This is a genomic window from Methylosinus sporium (genome assembly GCF_003113265.1).
Taxonomy (GTDB): Bacteria; Pseudomonadota; Alphaproteobacteria; order Rhizobiales; family Beijerinckiaceae; genus Methylosinus; species Methylosinus sporium.
In genome coordinates, this window is the sequence record NZ_PUIV01000033.1 from 25,604 (window position 1) to 42,428 (window position 16,825).

The following is a 16,825-nucleotide window of genomic DNA, read 5'->3' on the forward strand; positions in this document are numbered from 1 at the left end:
CTCGTTTGGTTCTGGGCGTCGCGCCTCAGCCGGAGGGCGCGAGGCTCTGCTTTTCCTTTTCGATCGCCACGCCTTCGGCGGCGGGTTCCGCCGGCGATCGGCGCAACGCGCCGAAGGCCGCCGCCATCGGTAAGAAGGAGAGAAGAGCGGCGAGGCCGAAGACGCCCACCGCCGGCGTGGGCGGGAGAATCCCGCCGAGCAGGCCGAGCAGGAGGGCGCCGAGCGCGTCGCCGACGATGAATTGCGCGGTCCAGAGTCCGTTGACGCGCCCGCGCAGGCGGTCCGGCGTGTTCTTCTGCACCAGCGTGAATTGCAGCAGCGAGACGATGGAGCCGAGATAGCCGTAGACGACGAGGACGAGCAGCGCCGGAACCAGTCCGCCGACGGCGCCGAGCGCGGCCAGCGCCGCGAAAGCGGCCGCGGCGCAGGCGAGCAGAGCGAGGCCCGGACGCGCGAGGCGCGCGACGAAGCCGCTCGTCGTCGCGCCGAGAGTGGCGCCGAGCGGAACGGCGGAATACATGAGCCCCGCATCGGCCGGGCCGTCCCCATAGGCGCTCGCGAGCGCCGGAAACAACACGCGCGCGCCGCCGGCGAGGCTCGCCAGCGTCCCCACTGCGACCACGGCGCCGACGATGCGATTTTCGAAGAGATAGCGCACGCCCGACAGAAGCGCGCGCGCCGGCGTCTCGGGGCTCGCGCCTTTGGGCGGCAGCGGCGGCAGGCGCATCAGCGGCGCCAGCGTCGCCAGCACGCCGGCAGCGGCGCAGGCGTAGGTCCAGCCGACGCCCGCCAACATGATGAGCAGGCCGCCGAGCGCCGGCGAGGCGACGCCGCCGAGCCGCATGGCGATCATGTTGAGCGCGCCGGCGGCGGCGAGATTTTCGCGCCCGACGATGGCCGGCGTCGCGGCGAGCAGCGCCGTCACGCCCAATGCGCTGAAGAAGCCGTCCCAGGCCGCTAGCGCATAGACGACGGCGAGCGAGGGCGCGGCCGAGAAGCCGTTGAGGGCGAGCGCGACGAAGCCGAGGCCGCAGGTTCCGCGCGCGAACAGGATGAGCTTGCGGCGATCGTGACGATCCGCCAGCACGCCGCCTGCGAGCAGGCCGACGAAAGCCGCGCCGCCGCCGAAAGCGACGACGAATCCGGCAGCCGCGGGTGAGCCTGTCAGCTGCAGCGCCTGCACGGGTACCGCGACGGTGAGCAGGCCGAGCGCGAACAGCGACAGCGTCCGCGCCACGAACACCGCGCGGAAATCGCGATTGTTCCGCAACAGGCTGAAGTCGGTCAGAATGCGAGGTCTGGTCATGTGCGTCCCATCACCGGAGATCGTGGAGAAGAAAGCGCGCGAGAGGTCATCGCGCGCCCCGCGTCGCGTCGATCGCGACGAGAATTTCGTTCAGCGCCGGGCCGAGCTCCCGCAACATGCGTGGCGAAATGATCTCGGTGTGCGGACAATCGAAGGCGACGACATTCAGCGCGCCGACATAGGGCCGCCATGTCTCCGCGACGTCCATGCCCTGCGGCAGCGTACGCCGGGCGACGAAGAGCGTCGCCGCGCCCGCGTAGCGCGGCGTTTTCGCGGAGGCGAGAAGGCGGACGGAGTCCTCGTAATTGGCCATGATATGGCCGAACATCTCCGCCTTCTCACGCGCGAGCGTCGAATCGAGCGCCTCTTGCGAAGCGTCCATGAACAGCGCCTTCTCGCGCTCGATCTCCTCTTCGCCGGCCGCGTCGAGCGGCTTGCTCCAATCCTGAATTTCCGAAGGGTACGTGTCGAGCAGGCCGAGAAAGGCGATCTCCTCGCCCTCTGCCGACAGACGCGCCGCAATGGCCTGCGCCACGACGCCGCCGAGCGAATAGCCGAGCAGCCGATAGGGACCGTGCGGCTGGATTTCACGCAGCGTCGCGAGATGCCGGTCGCAGACCTCCTCCATATTGCGGCAGGAGGCGATAGGTCCCGAAGGCCGCGGCGATTGCAGCGCGATCACCGGCCAATCGCTGCGCAGATAGCGCGTCAGCACGCCGAATTGCCAGGAGAAGCCCGAGGCCGGATGGATGCAGACGAGCGGCGGCCCCTCGCCCGCGCGCAGGCGCAGCGTCTCGGCGAAGCCGGCGCGGCGATCCTCCTCGCGCCGCTCCGCGAATAATTCGCGCGCCAGGCTCTCGACGCTCGGCGCGGCCATCAGCTGGCCGACCGAGACGGAAACCTTCATCTCACGCTGAATATCCGCGGCGAGGCGCATCGCCAGCAGCGAATGGCCGCCGAGCGCGAAGAAATCATCGTCCGCGTCGAGCTGGTCGACGCCGAGCGCGCGGGCGAAGAGGTCGGCGAGCGCGATCTCGACGCCGGGCGTCGGCTTGCGTCCGTGGCGGCGCGGCGCAGCCTCCGGCTCCGGCAGCGCCTTGCGATCGAGCTTGCCGCTGGCGGAGAGCGGAAATTCCGGCAAGCGCACAATAGCCGTCGGCGTCATATGCGCCGGAAGCCTCTGCGCCACAGCACGGCGCAGCGCCTCGACGTCGATCTCGACGCCCGCGACCACATATCCAATGAGCCGCCGTTCATCCGCGCCGACGAGGCCGCCCGCCGCGGAGACTCGCGCGACGACCGCCGCCTGTTCCACGCCGGGCTGCTCGGCGAGGACGCTCTCGATCTCGCCAAGCTCGATGCGCTGGCCACGAATCTTGATCTGATCGTCGCTGCGCCCGAGATAGTCGAGCGCGCCGTCCGGCCGCCGGCGGACGATATCCCCGGTGCGATACATTCGCTCGCCCACGGCCTGCGGATCGGCGACGAAGCGGCTCGCCGTCAGCGACGGCCGCCGCAGATAGCCCTCGGCGAGCTGGACGCCGGTCAGATAGAGATCGCCGGCGACGCCGATCGGCGCCTCCCGCAGCCAGGCGTCGAGCACGCGCACGCCCGTGTTCCAAACGGGCCTGCCGATCGGAACGCCCGTCGTCTCGAGGCCCGCGAGGGCCGCGCCGAAGGCCGGCTGATAGGTCACATCCACGGCGGCCTCGGTCGGCCCATAGAGATTGTGCAGCGGCGCGCCGAACAGCGCCTCGAAATCCTCGGCCAGCTCCCGCGACAGCGCCTCGCCGCTGCAGAAGACGCGGCGCAGGCTCTCCGCCTCGGCGGCGCGCGCGGCGTCGGTCGCCGACACGAAGGCCGCCAGCATGGAGGGAACGAAATGCAGCGTGGTGACGCGATGCGCGCGGATGAGCCGCAGAATCTCCGCCGGATCGCGATGCGCCTCCGGCGGCGCCATGACCAGAGCGGCGCCGGCCATCAGCGGCCAGAAGAATTCCCAGACCGAGACGTCGAAGCTCGACGGCGTCTTCTGCAACACGACATCATCGGCGCCGAGGCCATATTCGTGCTGCATCCACAGCAGCCGGTTGACGATGGCGCGATGCGAGACGACGACGCCCTTCGGCCGGCCCGTCGAGCCGGACGTGTAGATCACATAGGCCGGATCATCGGGCATGGCGGGAGAGACGAAGCCCGCCTCCTCCGCTTCGTCGATTTGCGGCAAGCGGTCGAAGGCGAGCAGCGGCGCCAGCCCCTCGAACCGGCTTGCCGACGCCTCGTCCGTGACGATGAGGCGCGGCGCTCCGTCCTCGACCATGAAGTGGAGACGCTCGTCGGGATAGCTCGTATCGAGCGGCAAATAGGCGGCGCCGGCCTGCTGCGCCGCCATCAGCGCGATGGCGAGCCGCGCCGAGCGCGGCAATGCCACCGCGACGAGATCGCCGCACCCGACCCCGGCCTCGGCGAGCGCGCGCGCCAATCGCGCGACCCGCCGACGGAGCTGCGCATAGCTCAGTTCATGATCGGCGTCGATCAGCGCGGGCGCGTGGGGCGTGCGACGCGCTTGCTGCTCGAGCAAGCCGCAGAGCGTCGTCGCCATCGTCTCGACGCCCGTGTCATTGACAGCGACGATCGTCGCGCGCTCGTCCGGCGTGAGCAGGTCTAGCGACGCGAGAGGCGTTTCCGGCGCGTCGACGAGCTGCTCGAGCAGTCGGACGATGCGGCGGCCGAGACGCTCCGGCGCTGCGACGCCCTCGCGATATTCGAGCCGCAGCTCCAATTCACGACCGGGCAGCGCCATCAGCGTCAGCGGATAATGCGAATAGCTGCGATTGCGCGCGCCGACGAGGCGCAGGCCAGCGAAATCCTGCGCATAGAGACCCGCGTCCTCGGGAAAATTTTCGACGACGAGCAGCGTGTCGAACAGCGTCGAGACGCCGGCGAGGCGCTGGATCTCGCCGAGGCCGAGCCCGTCATGCTCCATGAGGGCGATCTGTCGGCTCTGAAGCTCGGCGAGCTGCGCAGCGAGCGGCAGATCGGGCCGCAGGCGCACACGCACGGGCAGCGTGTTGGTGAAGAGCCCGACATGCGCGTCGAGCCCGGCCTCCGCCTCCGAGCGGCCGGAAACCGGCGCGCCGAAAACGACGTCGCTGCGCCCCGTCATCGCGCCGAGAAAGGCCGCGAATACGCCCTGCAGCAGAGTGGCGAGAGTCGATCCGCGCCGGCGTCCGAACGCCTCCAGCTCCTTCGCCAGACCGGGCCGCAGCACGAGCGGCAATTCGCGCGTCTCGCCGAATGCGGCGGCGGGATCGAACAGCAAGGTCGGCGCGACGCCGGCGAGCGCCTCCCGCCATGCGGCGCGGGCGGGCTCGGGGTCGCGCGCGGCGAGGCGGCGGACGACGCTCGGATAATCGGGAATGATCGGCGCGAGCGTGGCGCCGGCGTAGGCGGCGAGAAGATCGCGCAGCATCACGCCGGAGGACCAGCCGTCGCCGATGAGATGATGGCAGACGAGGAGAAGCGCATGGCGCTCCTCCGCCAGCCGAACCAGCACGGCGCGCGCCAGCATGCGACGGCCGCCACTCTCGGCGAGGAGATCGCGAGCCAGCTCCTCCCGCTCGATTTTCTCGAGCGCGGCGGCTTGCTCCTGCGGACCGACGTCCGCCAGCCGCCACTCGCTCCAGGGCCAGCGGCGCAGCGCCTGTGGCCCCTCGACGAGCGGCAGAATCTGGAACGCCTTGCCCTGCTCGACGTCGAAAATCGCCGCGAGCTGGGGATGGCGACGCAACAGCGCCTCGAGCGCGTCGCGCAGCCGACCGACGTCGAGCGGGCCGCCGAGAGCAAAGCGCGAGACGGCGTTGTAGCGGCTCGCGCTGTCCTCGAGCCGGGCGTGGAACAATAGCCCCTCCTGCAGCGGCAGCGCCGGCAGGACGGCCGCTATCGCCCCATGGCGCGCCCGCAGCGCCTCGACCGTCGCGGCGTCGACGCCGTCGTCGAGGCGCATCGATACGCCTTCCTCGACTCGGCGCAGCACGGCCGCCATTCCGGCGACGCTGCGCCGCTCGAAGACGTCGCGCGGCCGCAGCCTATATCCGCGCTTGCGCAGCGCAGCGCAGAGGCCGATGGCGGAAATGCTGTCGCCGCCGAGAAAGAAGAAATCATCCTGCGCGCCGACCGTCTCGAGGCGCAGGACCTCGACGAATATTTCCGCGAGCAGCGTCTCCAGTCCGGGCGCCGGCGGACGGGCCGTCGGCGCGTCCACGGACGGATCGGGCAGCGCCTTGCGATCGAGCTTCCCGCTCGCGCCGAACGGGAAGGCCTCGAGCACGACGATGGCGACCGGCGTCATATAGGCCGGCAGGCGACACGCCAGAGCGGCGCGCAGCGCCTCAGGATCGAGCACGCCCTCCGGCGAATCCGGCGTCACATAGGCGACGATCTGGCGCGCGTCGACATCCCCGGCCGCGGAGCCGAAGAGGCGAGCGACCGCCGCCGCGCCGCCGACGCCGGGCTGCTCGAGCAGCGCGCTCTCGATCTCGCCCAATTCGATGCGCTGGCCGCGGATTTTGAGCTGATCGTCATTGCGGCCGAGAAAATCGAGAACGCCGCTCGGCAGCCAACGGGCGATGTCGCCGGTGCGATACATTCGTTCGCTGTCGCCTTCCGGATCGGCGACGAAACGGCTCGCCGTGAGCGACGGCCGCCGCCAATAATATTGGGCGAGCTGCGCGCCGGTCAGATAGAGGTCGCCGGCGACGCCGATCGGGACCGGACGCAGCCGCGCGTCCAGCACGCGCAAGCCGCAATTCCAGAGCGGGCGTCCGACCGGCACGCCGACGCCTTCCGCCGCCGCGAGCGCCGCGCCGAAAGCCGGCTGATAAGTGACCTCCACCGTCGCCTCGGTCGGGCCGTAGACATTGTGCAGCGGCGCATGAAACGTGCGCTCGAAAGCTTCGGCGAGCTCGCGCGACAGCGGCTCGCCGATGCAGAAGACGCGCCGCAGCGCGGTCTTTTCCGGCGCCGCGCCCGGCGTCATCCGCACGGCAGATAGGAAAGCCGAGAGCAGCGAGGGCACAAAATTCAGCGTGGTGACGCCATGCTCGCGAATGACGCGCAGCAATTCCGCCGGATCACGATCCACTTCCGGCGGCGCCATCACGAGGCGCGCGCCCGCCGTCAGCGGCCAGAAGAATTCGCCGACCGACACGTCGAAGCTGCACGGCGTCTTATGCAGCACGACATCATCCTCGGTCAGGCGATACTCATGTTGCAGCCAGAGCAGAAAATTGACGACGGCCCCATGCGGCACGACGACGCCCTTGGGCCGTCCCGTCGAGCCGGACGTATAGATGACATAGGCCGCATCCTCCGGCGACGGCGAGGCGACGCGCGCGGGCTGCGGATCCGCTTCCACGCCCGCGAGCGCGTCGAAGATCAGCACGGGGGCCATGGACTCGAAGCGCTCGCGCAGCGCGCTGTTGGTGACGATGAGCCGCGGCTCTGCGTCCTCGACCATGAACGCCAAGCGCTCGTCGGGATAGCTGGCGTCGAGCGGCAGATAGGCGGCGCCCGCTTCGAGCGCCGCCATCAGCGCCAGGCTCAGATGGACGGAGCGCGGAAGCGCCACTGCGACGCGATCGCCGCAGATCACGCCGGCGGCGGCGAGGTCCCGCGCCAGCCGCGCGACTTCACGGCGCATGTCGCGATAGGACAGCGTGTGTCGGCCATCGATCAGGGCGGGCGCTTTCGGCGTGCGTTCGGCTTGCGCGTTCAAGAGGTCGCACAGCGAGACCCGCGGAATGGCGCGCCGCGTGTCATTGGCCGCCGCGATCAGCGCCGCTTCGCTCTTCGTCATGAGGGCGATCTCGCCGATCGGCGCGTCGGGGCTCTCGGCGAGCCGACGCGCGAAGCGCGCTAGCCGCTCCGCGTGCAGCTCCAGCTCTTGCTCCTTGTAGCGCTCGCCATTGGCGACGAGATCGACGATCAGCTCGCGCTCGGCGAGATAGAGGTCGAACTCGATATCCTCGACGGGACCCGACGCGAGCTGATGCGTGATCCCTTCGACCCCCGCGAAATCGAGTCGGTAGTCGAACATTTTGAAATTCAAAAGCGGTCCATAGAGCGGACGTCCCGAGCCGAGGAAGCCGAGATCGCGCCGCAGCTGCTCGGCCTCGTATCGCTGACGCCGACGCACCACATCCAATTCGCGCCCGAGCGCCGCCGCGACATCGAGAAACGACATATTCGCATCGATCGCGATCTGCAGCGGCAGCACATTCACCACCGGCCCCACCGCATGCAACGCCACTGAGCCCATGCGGCGCATGAAATGCGCGCCGACCGCGAGGCGCGCCGCGCCCGTCATGCGGCGCAGATAGACGACGACCGCCGCCATCGCCATCACGCCGACGGAGACGCGCCCGGCTTTCGCCTGCTCGGACAGCAGCGTCGTCGTATGCGCATCCAGCACGATCCGCTCGCGCCGCGGGAGTGTAAAGCTTTTCTCCGCCGATGGGCGGCGCAGCGACAGGGTGACCGAAGGCGGCGGATCGCGCATGTGCTCCGCCCAAAATCGCCGATCGGCGGATTGCGCAGGCGAGCCGTCATAGGCCGCATATTCCTTCACCACCTCGGCGAAGGAGACGAAAGGCGATGGAGACGGCCCGAGCCCACGGCGCAGCGCCGTGTAGATTTCGCTGATGCGTCGCGCGATCGCCGTGAACCCGAAGCCGTCGACCGAGAGATGATGATAGCGCTGAAACCAGAACCAGCGCTCGGCGTCGCCGAGGCGAAACAGAATATGGCGGTAGAGCCGCGCGCCCTCCGCAATCGACGAGGGCGCCTCGAGATCGGCGCGCATCGTTCGCAGCGCGGCTCCGACGGGATCGTTCTCGCCACGAAGATCGACGAGTTCCGGCTCCGGCAGATCGACCGCCTGCACGTCGCCCGGCACGATCTGCGCGGGGCCATCCTCGGTCTCCACGAAGCGCGCATGGACAAGATCGGCCTCCGCGAGGCCGAGACGAACCGCGGCGCTGAAGCAGGCGACATCCAGCCTGCCGTTCAGCTCGACATATTGCGCGACGACATAGGCGTTGGATCCGGCGGAGAGCTGATCCCCCATCCAAATGCCGGGCTGCGCCGCGACGAGCGGAAGCCTCTGCGCAGCCGCGCGCGGCCGCTCTGGAGCGATATCTATGAGCACGATTTCTCGTCCTTTGAAAAAATCGAATGGTCCACACAACAGAAAAGATCGTGCGAAAAGCCGCTACGCCCCGGCCTCCGCGTGCGGGCGCATATCGATCCAATGGTCATCGACATATTGCGTGCATTGCTGGCGCGTCCCCGGACCGAAGACTCGGCGCCATCCTTTCGGATCGGCGGAAAAGTCGGGCCACAGGCTGTATTGCGCGCGGGAGTTGACGAGAACGACGAAGCTCAGCCGCTCATCATCGAAGGGGTTGATTTGCGCGTCATCCATGGACGTCTCCATCTCCTGCGCCGATCGCCGCGGCGCGTTCATTCGAAGAAAGTGGAATTCGAAGGCCTCGGCTCGCCTCTCGCGGTCTACGCGCCGACCAGACGCTGTCGGTCGGTCCGAGTTCCGCGCGGCGCGCAGTGGCGCGCCCCAGAGTCGCAAAGCAGAGCGCGGCGCCGAAAGCGACGATGTCGACGCCCGCGCTCTCGGGATCTACGGCCGCCCAGGGCCCGAGGCCGGGCGCCGCCCATGCGGCCACGCTGGTGACGGGAAGCGCGAGAGCGCCGAGCGCCGCGGCATAGGCCAACTCTGCTCCGGCGCGCGCCGCGCCGCGCAGAAGCGCGAAGGCGAGAGCGCCGAAGAAGACCGCGTGATAAATTCCGCGTCGCCATGCGTCGACATCCTCGACATGGCCGTAGAGCCATTTGGTGGAGACGATGGCGACGGAGAGCGCGCAGACGCATCCGAGGCATACGCCGATCGACGCCGCCGCCATGAGGCGCGAGGCCGTCGTCTGCACGACCTGCTCCCCATGGCGGCGCGCGGTCCGCCGACGCGATTCGATCCACAAGAGATTGCCCGAATAGAACAGGAAAGCGCCGGCCAGACCGAGAAAGAAATAGGCCCAGCGCACGGGCACGCCGCCATAGCTGCCGAAATGCAGCGCGAAGAAAGGCGACACGGCGGCCGTCCAGCCGCTCTGCTTCTCGGGAAGATAATCGACATTGACGATTTCCGCGGTCGCGCCGCGCAGGACGGCGAAGCCGCCGCCGCGCGAGAGAAAGCGCGGGTCCTCTCCGATGACGCGCACCAGCGCGCCGTGTGTGCCGGCGTCGCGATAGTGCAGGCTGGCGGGCGAAAAATTCGGCGATGCCGAAGCGACGGCCGCAACCAATTCCGCGACCTTCTTAATCGGCGCCTTCTGCTCGTCGCGCTTCACTCCGGCGAAGGGGCCGGTCGAGCGCATGATGGTCGGCAGCCTGCCGTCGTAGACGGCATGATCCAACGCGTCGTAGATCGGCTCGTGCAGGCCGAACACGACGGCGGTCAGCGCAATGACGAGATGGAAGGGGAAGCTCGCGACGCCGACGAGATTATGCGCGTCCAGCCACATTCGCTTCAGATTCCCGGTGAAACGCAACGCCAGAAAATCCTTGGCCAGCGAGGGCAGAACCAGAATGAGGCCGGAGACGAGCGCGACGGCGTAGACGGCGCTCACCACGCCCATCACCGTCGTTCCCGTCTCGCGATCGAGAGGAAGGCCGGCGGTGCGATGGATCGTATCCACAAAGGCGCCTAGGCCCGAGACATTGGCGCGCTCGATGCGCGCTTCGCCATCGGCGCCGAGCGTCGCCGACCAGACGACATCGTCGCTGCGGCTCTTGCGCCAGCTCAGACGAGCCGGCTCGTTCGCCGTCGCGAGCCGGAGCGTGAAATCCTTGGCCGCCTCGGGCCGCGCCGCCAATGTCTTCTCGATGAGGCGATCGGCGGCCTCGATCGAAATCGATCCGCCAGCAGGCGGCGACGCCCAATGAGCGAGCGGCTCCGCGAAGATGGTGAGCGCGCCCGCGTAGAAGCAGACGAACAGCAGCATTCCGGTCACGATGCCGGTCCAGGTATGAACGCTCTTGTAGAGCCGCAAAATCTCGCCGCGCATTGCCCGTCCTCAGTGCAGAAGCCGTCGACAGAGATAGAGCCCGCCGAAGGCGAGAAGATTGGCGCCGCCGAGCCATAGAAACGCTACGCGTCCGCTGCGAAACAGAAAGACGAAGCCCGCGACGCCGAGCCAGACCGGCGCGACGAGCCACATGACGAATTGATATTTGTTGCGCGCCTCGAGGCCGCCCGGCCCCGCGACGGCGAAGAGGCCGGCGAGAGCGACCGCCAATGTGAAGCCGAGGACCGAGCCGGCGACGCTCTTGCTCAGCCAATCGCGGCGAAACTCGGCCATGCTTATTTCCTCCCTTTCAGCGCGGCGAGGCTCGGCAATGCGATCAGCAGCGGCATCGACGCCGCGAGCGTCGCGAAGAAGGCGGTCGAGGACTCGAGACGAATCCGCCAGACCATCCAAGCGGCGAAGAGAAAGGCCGCGGCAAAGAAGCCTGCCTTCCGCCGCTGAACGCGCAAAAGCGATTGTCGCGGCGAGGCGAGATAGAGACAGGCCGAGCCGGCGAGGATGAGCGCGAAAGCCGTTGAATGGATGGACGCCGCCGACATTTCGCTCTCCTCAAAAGTCGACAGTCGCGGATAGGAGAACCGTTCGCGGCGAGCTCAAAATGACGATGCCGTCCGCGAAATAGGATCCCGCCCAATAATTGTGATCGAGCAGATTATTCGCATTGGCGCGGAAGGTGACTTTTTTGTCGAGCAGCTGTGTCGAATAGCGCAGGCCCGCGTCGAGACGCGCCCATTCGGGAATTTTCTGCGTGTTGGCGGAGTTGACGAATTGCGCGCTCGTGTAGACGACGCGCCCTTCGAGCGTCAGACCCGGAACGAAAGGCGTATCCCATTCGCCGCCGAGATTGACCTGCCATTTCGGCGTGCCATAGGCGGTCTTGCCGTCGAGCTGGCCATTCGCCGTCTTGGTGAGCACGCCGATCGTATAGGAAGCGCCGCCGAGAATGCGCACACCTTCGACGATCTCGCCGAACACGTTCCACTCTATGCCTTGGTTTCTCTGGCGTCCGTCGGAATTGTAGACATTGCCGCTCTTGATGAGGCTCGGTTTCTCGATCTCATAGAAGCTCAGCGTGTTGGCGATCGTCCCGGCGTCCCATTTGACGCCCGTCTCGATCTGCCGCGATTTGTAGGGCGGAAAAATCTGATTATAGTTCGCCGCCGCCGTGTCGGTGACGCGGTCGCCCTGGGTCAGGCCCTCGATGTAATTGGCGTAGAGCGACATGGGTATCGGCAGAGGTTTGACGATGAGGCCGAAAGCGGGAGTCACCGCGCTTTCGTCGTAATAATTCGTCTCGGCGCCGGTCGTCGTATTGTAACTCTTCGTCTGAACACGCTGCGCGCGCAGGCCGAGAATGAGCTGCGCGCGATCGTCGAAGGCCGAGAGCGTATCGGCGAGGGCGATGCTCGACAGCGTCGTATCTGTCGACTTCGGCGCTTCTCCCGGATCGCGCGCGATGAGCGGCGTGACGGGAAAATAGATGCTCGACACGAAGGCCGAGCTGCGCTGAAAGGCCGAGCCGATCTTCGATTCGAGATTGGCCGCGCTCAAAGACAATCGATGGCCGATGTCGAAAGTTCTGAAATCGGCGCGCAGTCCGCCTTGAAACGAAATCGTGTCGGTATAGCCGCGCAGATTAATGGCGGTTCCGCTGTAGCGTCCGAGCACATTGACATTGGTCGCGACGGTCGAATTCGTCAGCCCGTTGAAGCGCGCGTCGATCGCGCCGGCGCTCGCGAACAGGGTGACATTGTCGGCGAGATCATATTCCACGCGCCCCATGGCGCCGGAATTGTTCATTCGGCCAGAGAGTCCGCGGAAGATATTATTGCTGGAATCCGGCGCGGCGGCGACGCCTGTTCCGGTGAAGCTCGCCATCATCGGCACGCCGCCGCGAGCGATCTCCTGGTTGAAATAGGCGTCGAGAGCAATGCGCAGCTTCTCGCCGCGATAGTCGAGCGCCAGCGCCTCTAGCCCACGTTCGCGCGATTGATAATCGAGCGTCGTGTCGCCGCCGCGATAGGCGCCGTTGAAGCGAATGCCGAAGGCGTTGTCCTGGCCGAAACGCCTGCCGACATCGATATGCGTTCCGAATTGCGAATTCGACGTATAATCCGCGGTGACGCTCGTCACGGGCGTGTCGCCGGCCTGCTTGGTGACGAGATTGATCGATCCGCCGACGGCGCCATAAGGAGCCATGCCGCTCAACAGCGCAGCCGGTCCCTTCAACACTTCGACGCGCTCCAGAAACTCCGTCGGCACGCGTCCGTCCGGCGCGACGCCATAGAGTCCGTTGAGCGCCGTCTCGCTGACCAGAACCGAAAAGCCACGAATGCGGAAATTCTCGCGGACCTGACCGGAGGAAACGGTGAAACGCACGGAAGGATCATTCTCGAGCACATCGGAGAGCGTGCGCGCCTGCTGATTCTCGATGAGCTTCGACGTGTAGCTCGTCACATTGAAGGGCGTGTCGAGAAAATCGCGATTGCCGAGCATGCCGAGACGCGCGCCGCGCGCCGCCTGGCCGCCGGCGTATTCCTTCGGCAGATTGCCGAGCTCGGCTCGCGCAGGCGCTGCAAAAAGCACGGGTGCGGTCGATGGCGCCGCAGCGGCGGCAGGCGAAGGCGCATGTCTCTGCGCGGCCGACGCCGCGGCGCGTGTTCGGGGCCGCGCAACGCGCGCCGCAGCTGCGTTCTGCCGAACGATCGGCCGCGGCTTCTCTTTGGGCGCGTCGACAGCCACGGCCGGCAAGGAAGTCACGCCGGGCTCCGCCTGCGCGGCCGCGTCGGCGCCGAAGAGCAAAAGCGCCGCGGCGCTCAGCAATCTGCCCGCATCGATACGACTTTCCGATCGTGTTTCTACTGGAGAACGACTTGGTGTCGTGGAGCGGGATGGGCTGCGCTTTTGCATGTTTTCCTTCATTCTACACATATAACTACTTTTGTTATCGTATAAACTGCACCACACGAGGTCAATCGCAGCAGCGCCTATGTTGAAATGTTTTCAAATAGCATTTTTGGTAATTTCGGCAATGACTTATATCGGTCTTTCCGGGAATTGTGGAATTGTTTTACTTTCAAACAAGGCCAGCGCTCTCGAGGCAATGACGGAAAGCGGCTCGAAGCCGCGTCTTTTGCGGGAGCCGCGTGGGGCGGCGGCGCGCGGGATGCGGCGCGGGCTTTTCTGGCGTGATCGGGCAGCCGGACATCGCATCATGCCCAAGCCACGCCCGTGTTCGAGGCTCCGGCTCTGGAAGGAAACGAAAGGGCCGAGGTGGCGGTGATCGGCGCCGGTATTACCAGCCTCCCGACCTTTTCGCTGGTCCGAGAGACAAATCTGCCTCTCCCACGCGCGAGCGGCGCGACTTCGATCGAGACAAATGTCCTTTATGCCGTCGCCGCAAAAAAGAGCGCCCCTGAAAGAACCGCCATAGTCGGCCAAGTCGGCTGACGCCGGCGAGCCGCCGTGAAAAATCGGCGGAAGCGGCTGGCCCCGACAATATTACGATATGTCAATTAGTTTCGACATTTCGAACTTTTTTATGTCTGCCGACGCCGATCCGCGTCGACATTCCGGCCGCCGAAAAATTGCATTTGGCCTTCGGGTTGAGGGGCGCTCGATCGTCTATTGAATGAGGACTTCGCGCTCGGCCTCGACGAAGCGAACAGGCCGAGACGATCGCCCTCGATGCACTTTTTCGGAAGGGACGAAATCATGGATATCGATGTCGTCAAAGACTATTACGGCAAGACCTTGCGCAGCTCCGATGATCTGAAGACCATGGCCTGCTGCACGCCCGGCGACATGCCCGCGCGCGTCAAGGCGCTCCTCGCCAATATCCACGACGAGGTCCTCACCAAATATTACGGCTGCGGACTCGTCGTTCCGGATCTGCTCGAAGGCCGGCGCGTTCTCGACCTCGGCTGCGGCGCCGGCCGCGACGTCTATGCGCTTTCGCAGCTCGTCGGCCCCAATGGGGAAGTCGTCGGCGTCGATATGACGCCGGAGCAATTGGAGACGGCGCGCGCGCATGTCGACTGGCATATGGACAAATTCGGCTATGATCGCCCGAACGTCAGCTTTCTCGACGGCCTCATCGAGAAGCTCGACGCGCTCGGCCTCGAGCCGGAGAGCTTCGACGTCATCGTCTCCAATTGCGTCATCAATCTGTCGATCGACAAGCCGGCGGTGCTGAAGGGCGTGTTCGATCTATTGAAGAGCGGCGGAGAATTCTATTTCGCCGATGTCTATGCCGACAGGCGCTTGGACGAGGCCGCCCGCATGGATCCCGTCGTCTATGGCGAATGCCTCGGCGGAGCGCTCTACTGGGGCGATTTCCTCGAGCTTGCGAAGGCCGCCGGATTCGGCGACCCTCGCCTCGTCACGAGCCGTCCGCTCGAGATCACCGATCCCGATGTCGAGGAGAAAATCGGCGCGGCGCGCTTCTACTCCGCCACCTATCGCCTATTCAAAATCGACGATCTCGAACCGGCCTGCGAGGATTATGGGCAGATCGTCGTCTACATGGGCGGGGCCGCGGACGCGCCGCACAGCTTCACGCTCGACAGCCACCACGTAATCGAGAAGGGACGCGCATTCCCGGTCTGCGGGAACACATGGCGAATGTTGAAAGAGAGCCGGCTCGCCCCTCATTTCAAGTTCCTCGGCGATTTCTCCACGCATTTCGGCGTCTTTCCGGGCTGCGGAACGAATTTTCCGTTCGCGAGCGATCGAGACGGGGCGACGAAGGAATGTTGCTGAAGCCGAAGGCCGCAACAGCATCACGGCGAACGGCAGGTCGACGCGTGGCGCCAGTGTGAGAAACAACGGGGCGCAGCGATCGGAATCAGGCGAAAGCGCGGGCGCAAGTCGGTTCGGCGCGGAATGAGCCGGGACGATCTCGCCCCGGCTCACCAATCGAGAGGGACGAAGTCATGGATATCGACGCCGTCAAAACCTACTACGGCAAGACCTTGAGTGGTTCCGGCGATCTCAAGACCACGGCCTGCGCGGCGAATGACATGCCCGCGCGCATCAAGGCGCTGCTCGCGAACATCCACGAGGAGGTTCTGGCCAAATATTACGGCTGCGGACTGGTCGTTCCCGAATTGCTGGAAGGCCGACGCGTTCTCGATCTCGGCTGCGGCTCGGGTCGCGACGTCTATGCGCTGTCGCAGCTCGTCGGCCCCGCCGGCGAGGTCGTCGGCGTCGACATGACGCCCGAGCAGCTGCAAACGGCGCGCGCGCATGCCGACTGGCATATGCACAGGTTCGGCTATGATCGCCCCAATGTCGGCTTCCTCGAAGGATTCATCGAAAAGCTGGACTCGCTCGGCCTCGAGCCGCAGAGCTTCGACGTCATCGTCTCCAATTGCGTCGTCAACCTATCGGTGGACAAGCCGGCGGTGTTGAAAGGGGTGTTCGACCTGTTGAAGCCCGGCGGCGAATTTTATTTCGCGGACATGTATGCCGACAGGCGCATGAGCGAGGCCCTCCGCAAAGATCCGGTCGTCTATGGGGAAGGCCTCGGAGGCGCGCTCTATTGGAGCGACTTTCTCACGCTGGCGAAGGCCGCCGGCTTCGGCGATCCCCGCCTCGTCACGAGCCGGCCGCTCGCGATCACCGATCCCGAGGTGGAGAAGAAAATCGGCGCGGCGCGCTTCTATTCCGCGGCCTATCGGCTGTTCAAGATCGAAGGTCTCGAACCCACCTGCGAGGACTATGGTCAGAGGGTCGTCTATAAGGGCGGCGAGGCGGACGGGCTGCGCAGCTTTATGCTCGATAGCCGCCATCTCTTCGAGCAGGGTCGAGCATACCCCGTCTGCGGCAATACATGGCGCATCTTGAAGCAGAGCCGGCTCGCTGCCTGTTTCGATTTTCTCGGAGACTTCGCGACTCATCTCGGCTCCTTCCAGGGCTGCGGAACCAATATTCCCGTCACGGACGTCGGCGAGCAAAACGTCTCGTGACACCTGCGCTGCGCCGAACTGATACGAGGATATTCGCAAAGCGTTCGCGCCCGAGAAGGCCGAGGCGGCGATCGTGATCGTCGGTCAACGACCAGCAAAGGTGGCGCCGACCGAGGGACTATCCGATTGACGGCCCGAGCAAGAGCCAAGAGCGCGCGGGCGGCGAGGAGACGAAGGTCGCCCGCTGGCGTCTCTATCTCGCGAGGATATCGTCTTGACGCCGCTCGAAGCGAATCCTCGTTCGCGAGCGTGAGTAGTGGAAGCATTGAGGACCAGCACATTGTCCAGACAGAGCTAGGCTCAGGACCTGTTAATTTCGAGTGAGGCGTGATTCAAGGTCTCCGATATGGAGGCTTTGATGGGTGATTTGTTTTTGCTCAGCGAAACGCAGA

Annotated in this window: 9 protein-coding genes; 2 read left to right on the forward strand and 7 right to left on the reverse strand. The window is 66.0% G+C overall.

Translation table 11 applies throughout. The features are described 5' to 3' along the window. Positions 1-25: 25 nt before the first annotated feature. The 7 genes from entS to C5689_RS15890 all read right to left on the reverse strand — a co-directional run bounded on the left by entS (position 26) and on the right by C5689_RS15890 (position 13,050). Positions 26-1,306: an enterobactin transporter EntS gene (entS, locus tag C5689_RS15860; protein ID WP_108918229.1), complete on the reverse strand. Its 1,281-nt coding sequence runs from the start codon at positions 1,304-1,306 to the stop codon at positions 26-28. A gap of 46 nt (positions 1,307-1,352) precedes the next feature. After that, positions 1,353-8,513 (reverse strand): non-ribosomal peptide synthetase, encoded by a 7,161-nt coding sequence (locus C5689_RS15865; protein ID WP_244594748.1) that lies wholly within the window; start codon positions 8,511-8,513, stop codon positions 1,353-1,355. A gap of 63 nt (positions 8,514-8,576) precedes the next feature. Then, positions 8,577-8,789, reverse strand: a complete 213-nt coding sequence (locus tag C5689_RS15870) for an MbtH family protein (RefSeq protein WP_108918238.1) — start codon at positions 8,787-8,789, stop codon at positions 8,577-8,579. Beyond that, the gene (locus tag C5689_RS15875) at positions 8,782-10,443 is read right to left on the reverse strand and encodes a PepSY-associated TM helix domain-containing protein (protein WP_108918230.1); all 1,662 of its coding nucleotides are present in this window, start codon (positions 10,441-10,443) and stop codon (positions 8,782-8,784) included. Before C5689_RS15875 ends, C5689_RS15870 begins: the two co-directional genes overlap by 8 nt. 9 nt (positions 10,444-10,452) lie before the next feature. Then, positions 10,453-10,737 (reverse strand): hypothetical protein, encoded by a 285-nt coding sequence (locus tag C5689_RS15880; protein WP_108918231.1) that lies wholly within the window; start codon positions 10,735-10,737, stop codon positions 10,453-10,455. Between the two features lie 2 nt (positions 10,738-10,739). Further along, positions 10,740-11,003 (reverse strand): hypothetical protein, encoded by a 264-nt coding sequence (locus tag C5689_RS15885; RefSeq protein ID WP_108918232.1) that lies wholly within the window; start codon positions 11,001-11,003, stop codon positions 10,740-10,742. Between the two features lie 10 nt (positions 11,004-11,013). Then, positions 11,014-13,050 (reverse strand): TonB-dependent receptor, encoded by a 2,037-nt coding sequence (locus C5689_RS15890; RefSeq protein WP_244594749.1) that lies wholly within the window; start codon positions 13,048-13,050, stop codon positions 11,014-11,016. Between the two features lie 1,128 nt (positions 13,051-14,178). Between C5689_RS15890 and C5689_RS15900 the strand changes: the two genes are divergently transcribed. Beyond that, positions 14,179-15,225, forward strand: coding sequence for a methyltransferase domain-containing protein (locus C5689_RS15900; RefSeq protein WP_108918240.1), 1,047 nt, complete (start codon positions 14,179-14,181; stop codon positions 15,223-15,225). Between the two features lie 173 nt (positions 15,226-15,398). Beyond that, a complete protein-coding gene (locus tag C5689_RS15905) occupies positions 15,399-16,433 on the forward strand; it encodes a methyltransferase domain-containing protein (RefSeq protein ID WP_108918234.1) in 1,035 nt (344 codons plus the stop codon). Positions 16,434-16,825: the final 392 nt, after the last annotated feature.

Excerpts from the sequence above, each read along its gene's own strand:
- C5689_RS15880 (WP_108918231.1), bottom strand. The coding sequence starts at position 10,737 with ATGGCCGAGTTTCGCCGCGATTGGCTGAGCAAGAGCGTCGCCGGCTCG.
- C5689_RS15900 (WP_108918240.1), top strand. The coding sequence starts at position 14,179 with ATGGATATCGATGTCGTCAAAGACTATTACGGCAAGACCTTGCGCAGC.
- C5689_RS15870 (WP_108918238.1), bottom strand. The coding sequence starts at position 8,789 with ATGGATGACGCGCAAATCAACCCCTTCGATGATGAGCGGCTGAGCTTC.
- C5689_RS15905 (WP_108918234.1), top strand. The coding sequence starts at position 15,399 with ATGGATATCGACGCCGTCAAAACCTACTACGGCAAGACCTTGAGTGGT.
- entS (WP_108918229.1), bottom strand. The coding sequence starts at position 1,306 with ATGACCAGACCTCGCATTCTGACCGACTTCAGCCTGTTGCGGAACAAT.
- C5689_RS15875 (WP_108918230.1), bottom strand. The coding sequence starts at position 10,443 with ATGCGCGGCGAGATTTTGCGGCTCTACAAGAGCGTTCATACCTGGACC.
- C5689_RS15885 (WP_108918232.1), bottom strand. The coding sequence starts at position 11,003 with ATGTCGGCGGCGTCCATCCATTCAACGGCTTTCGCGCTCATCCTCGCC.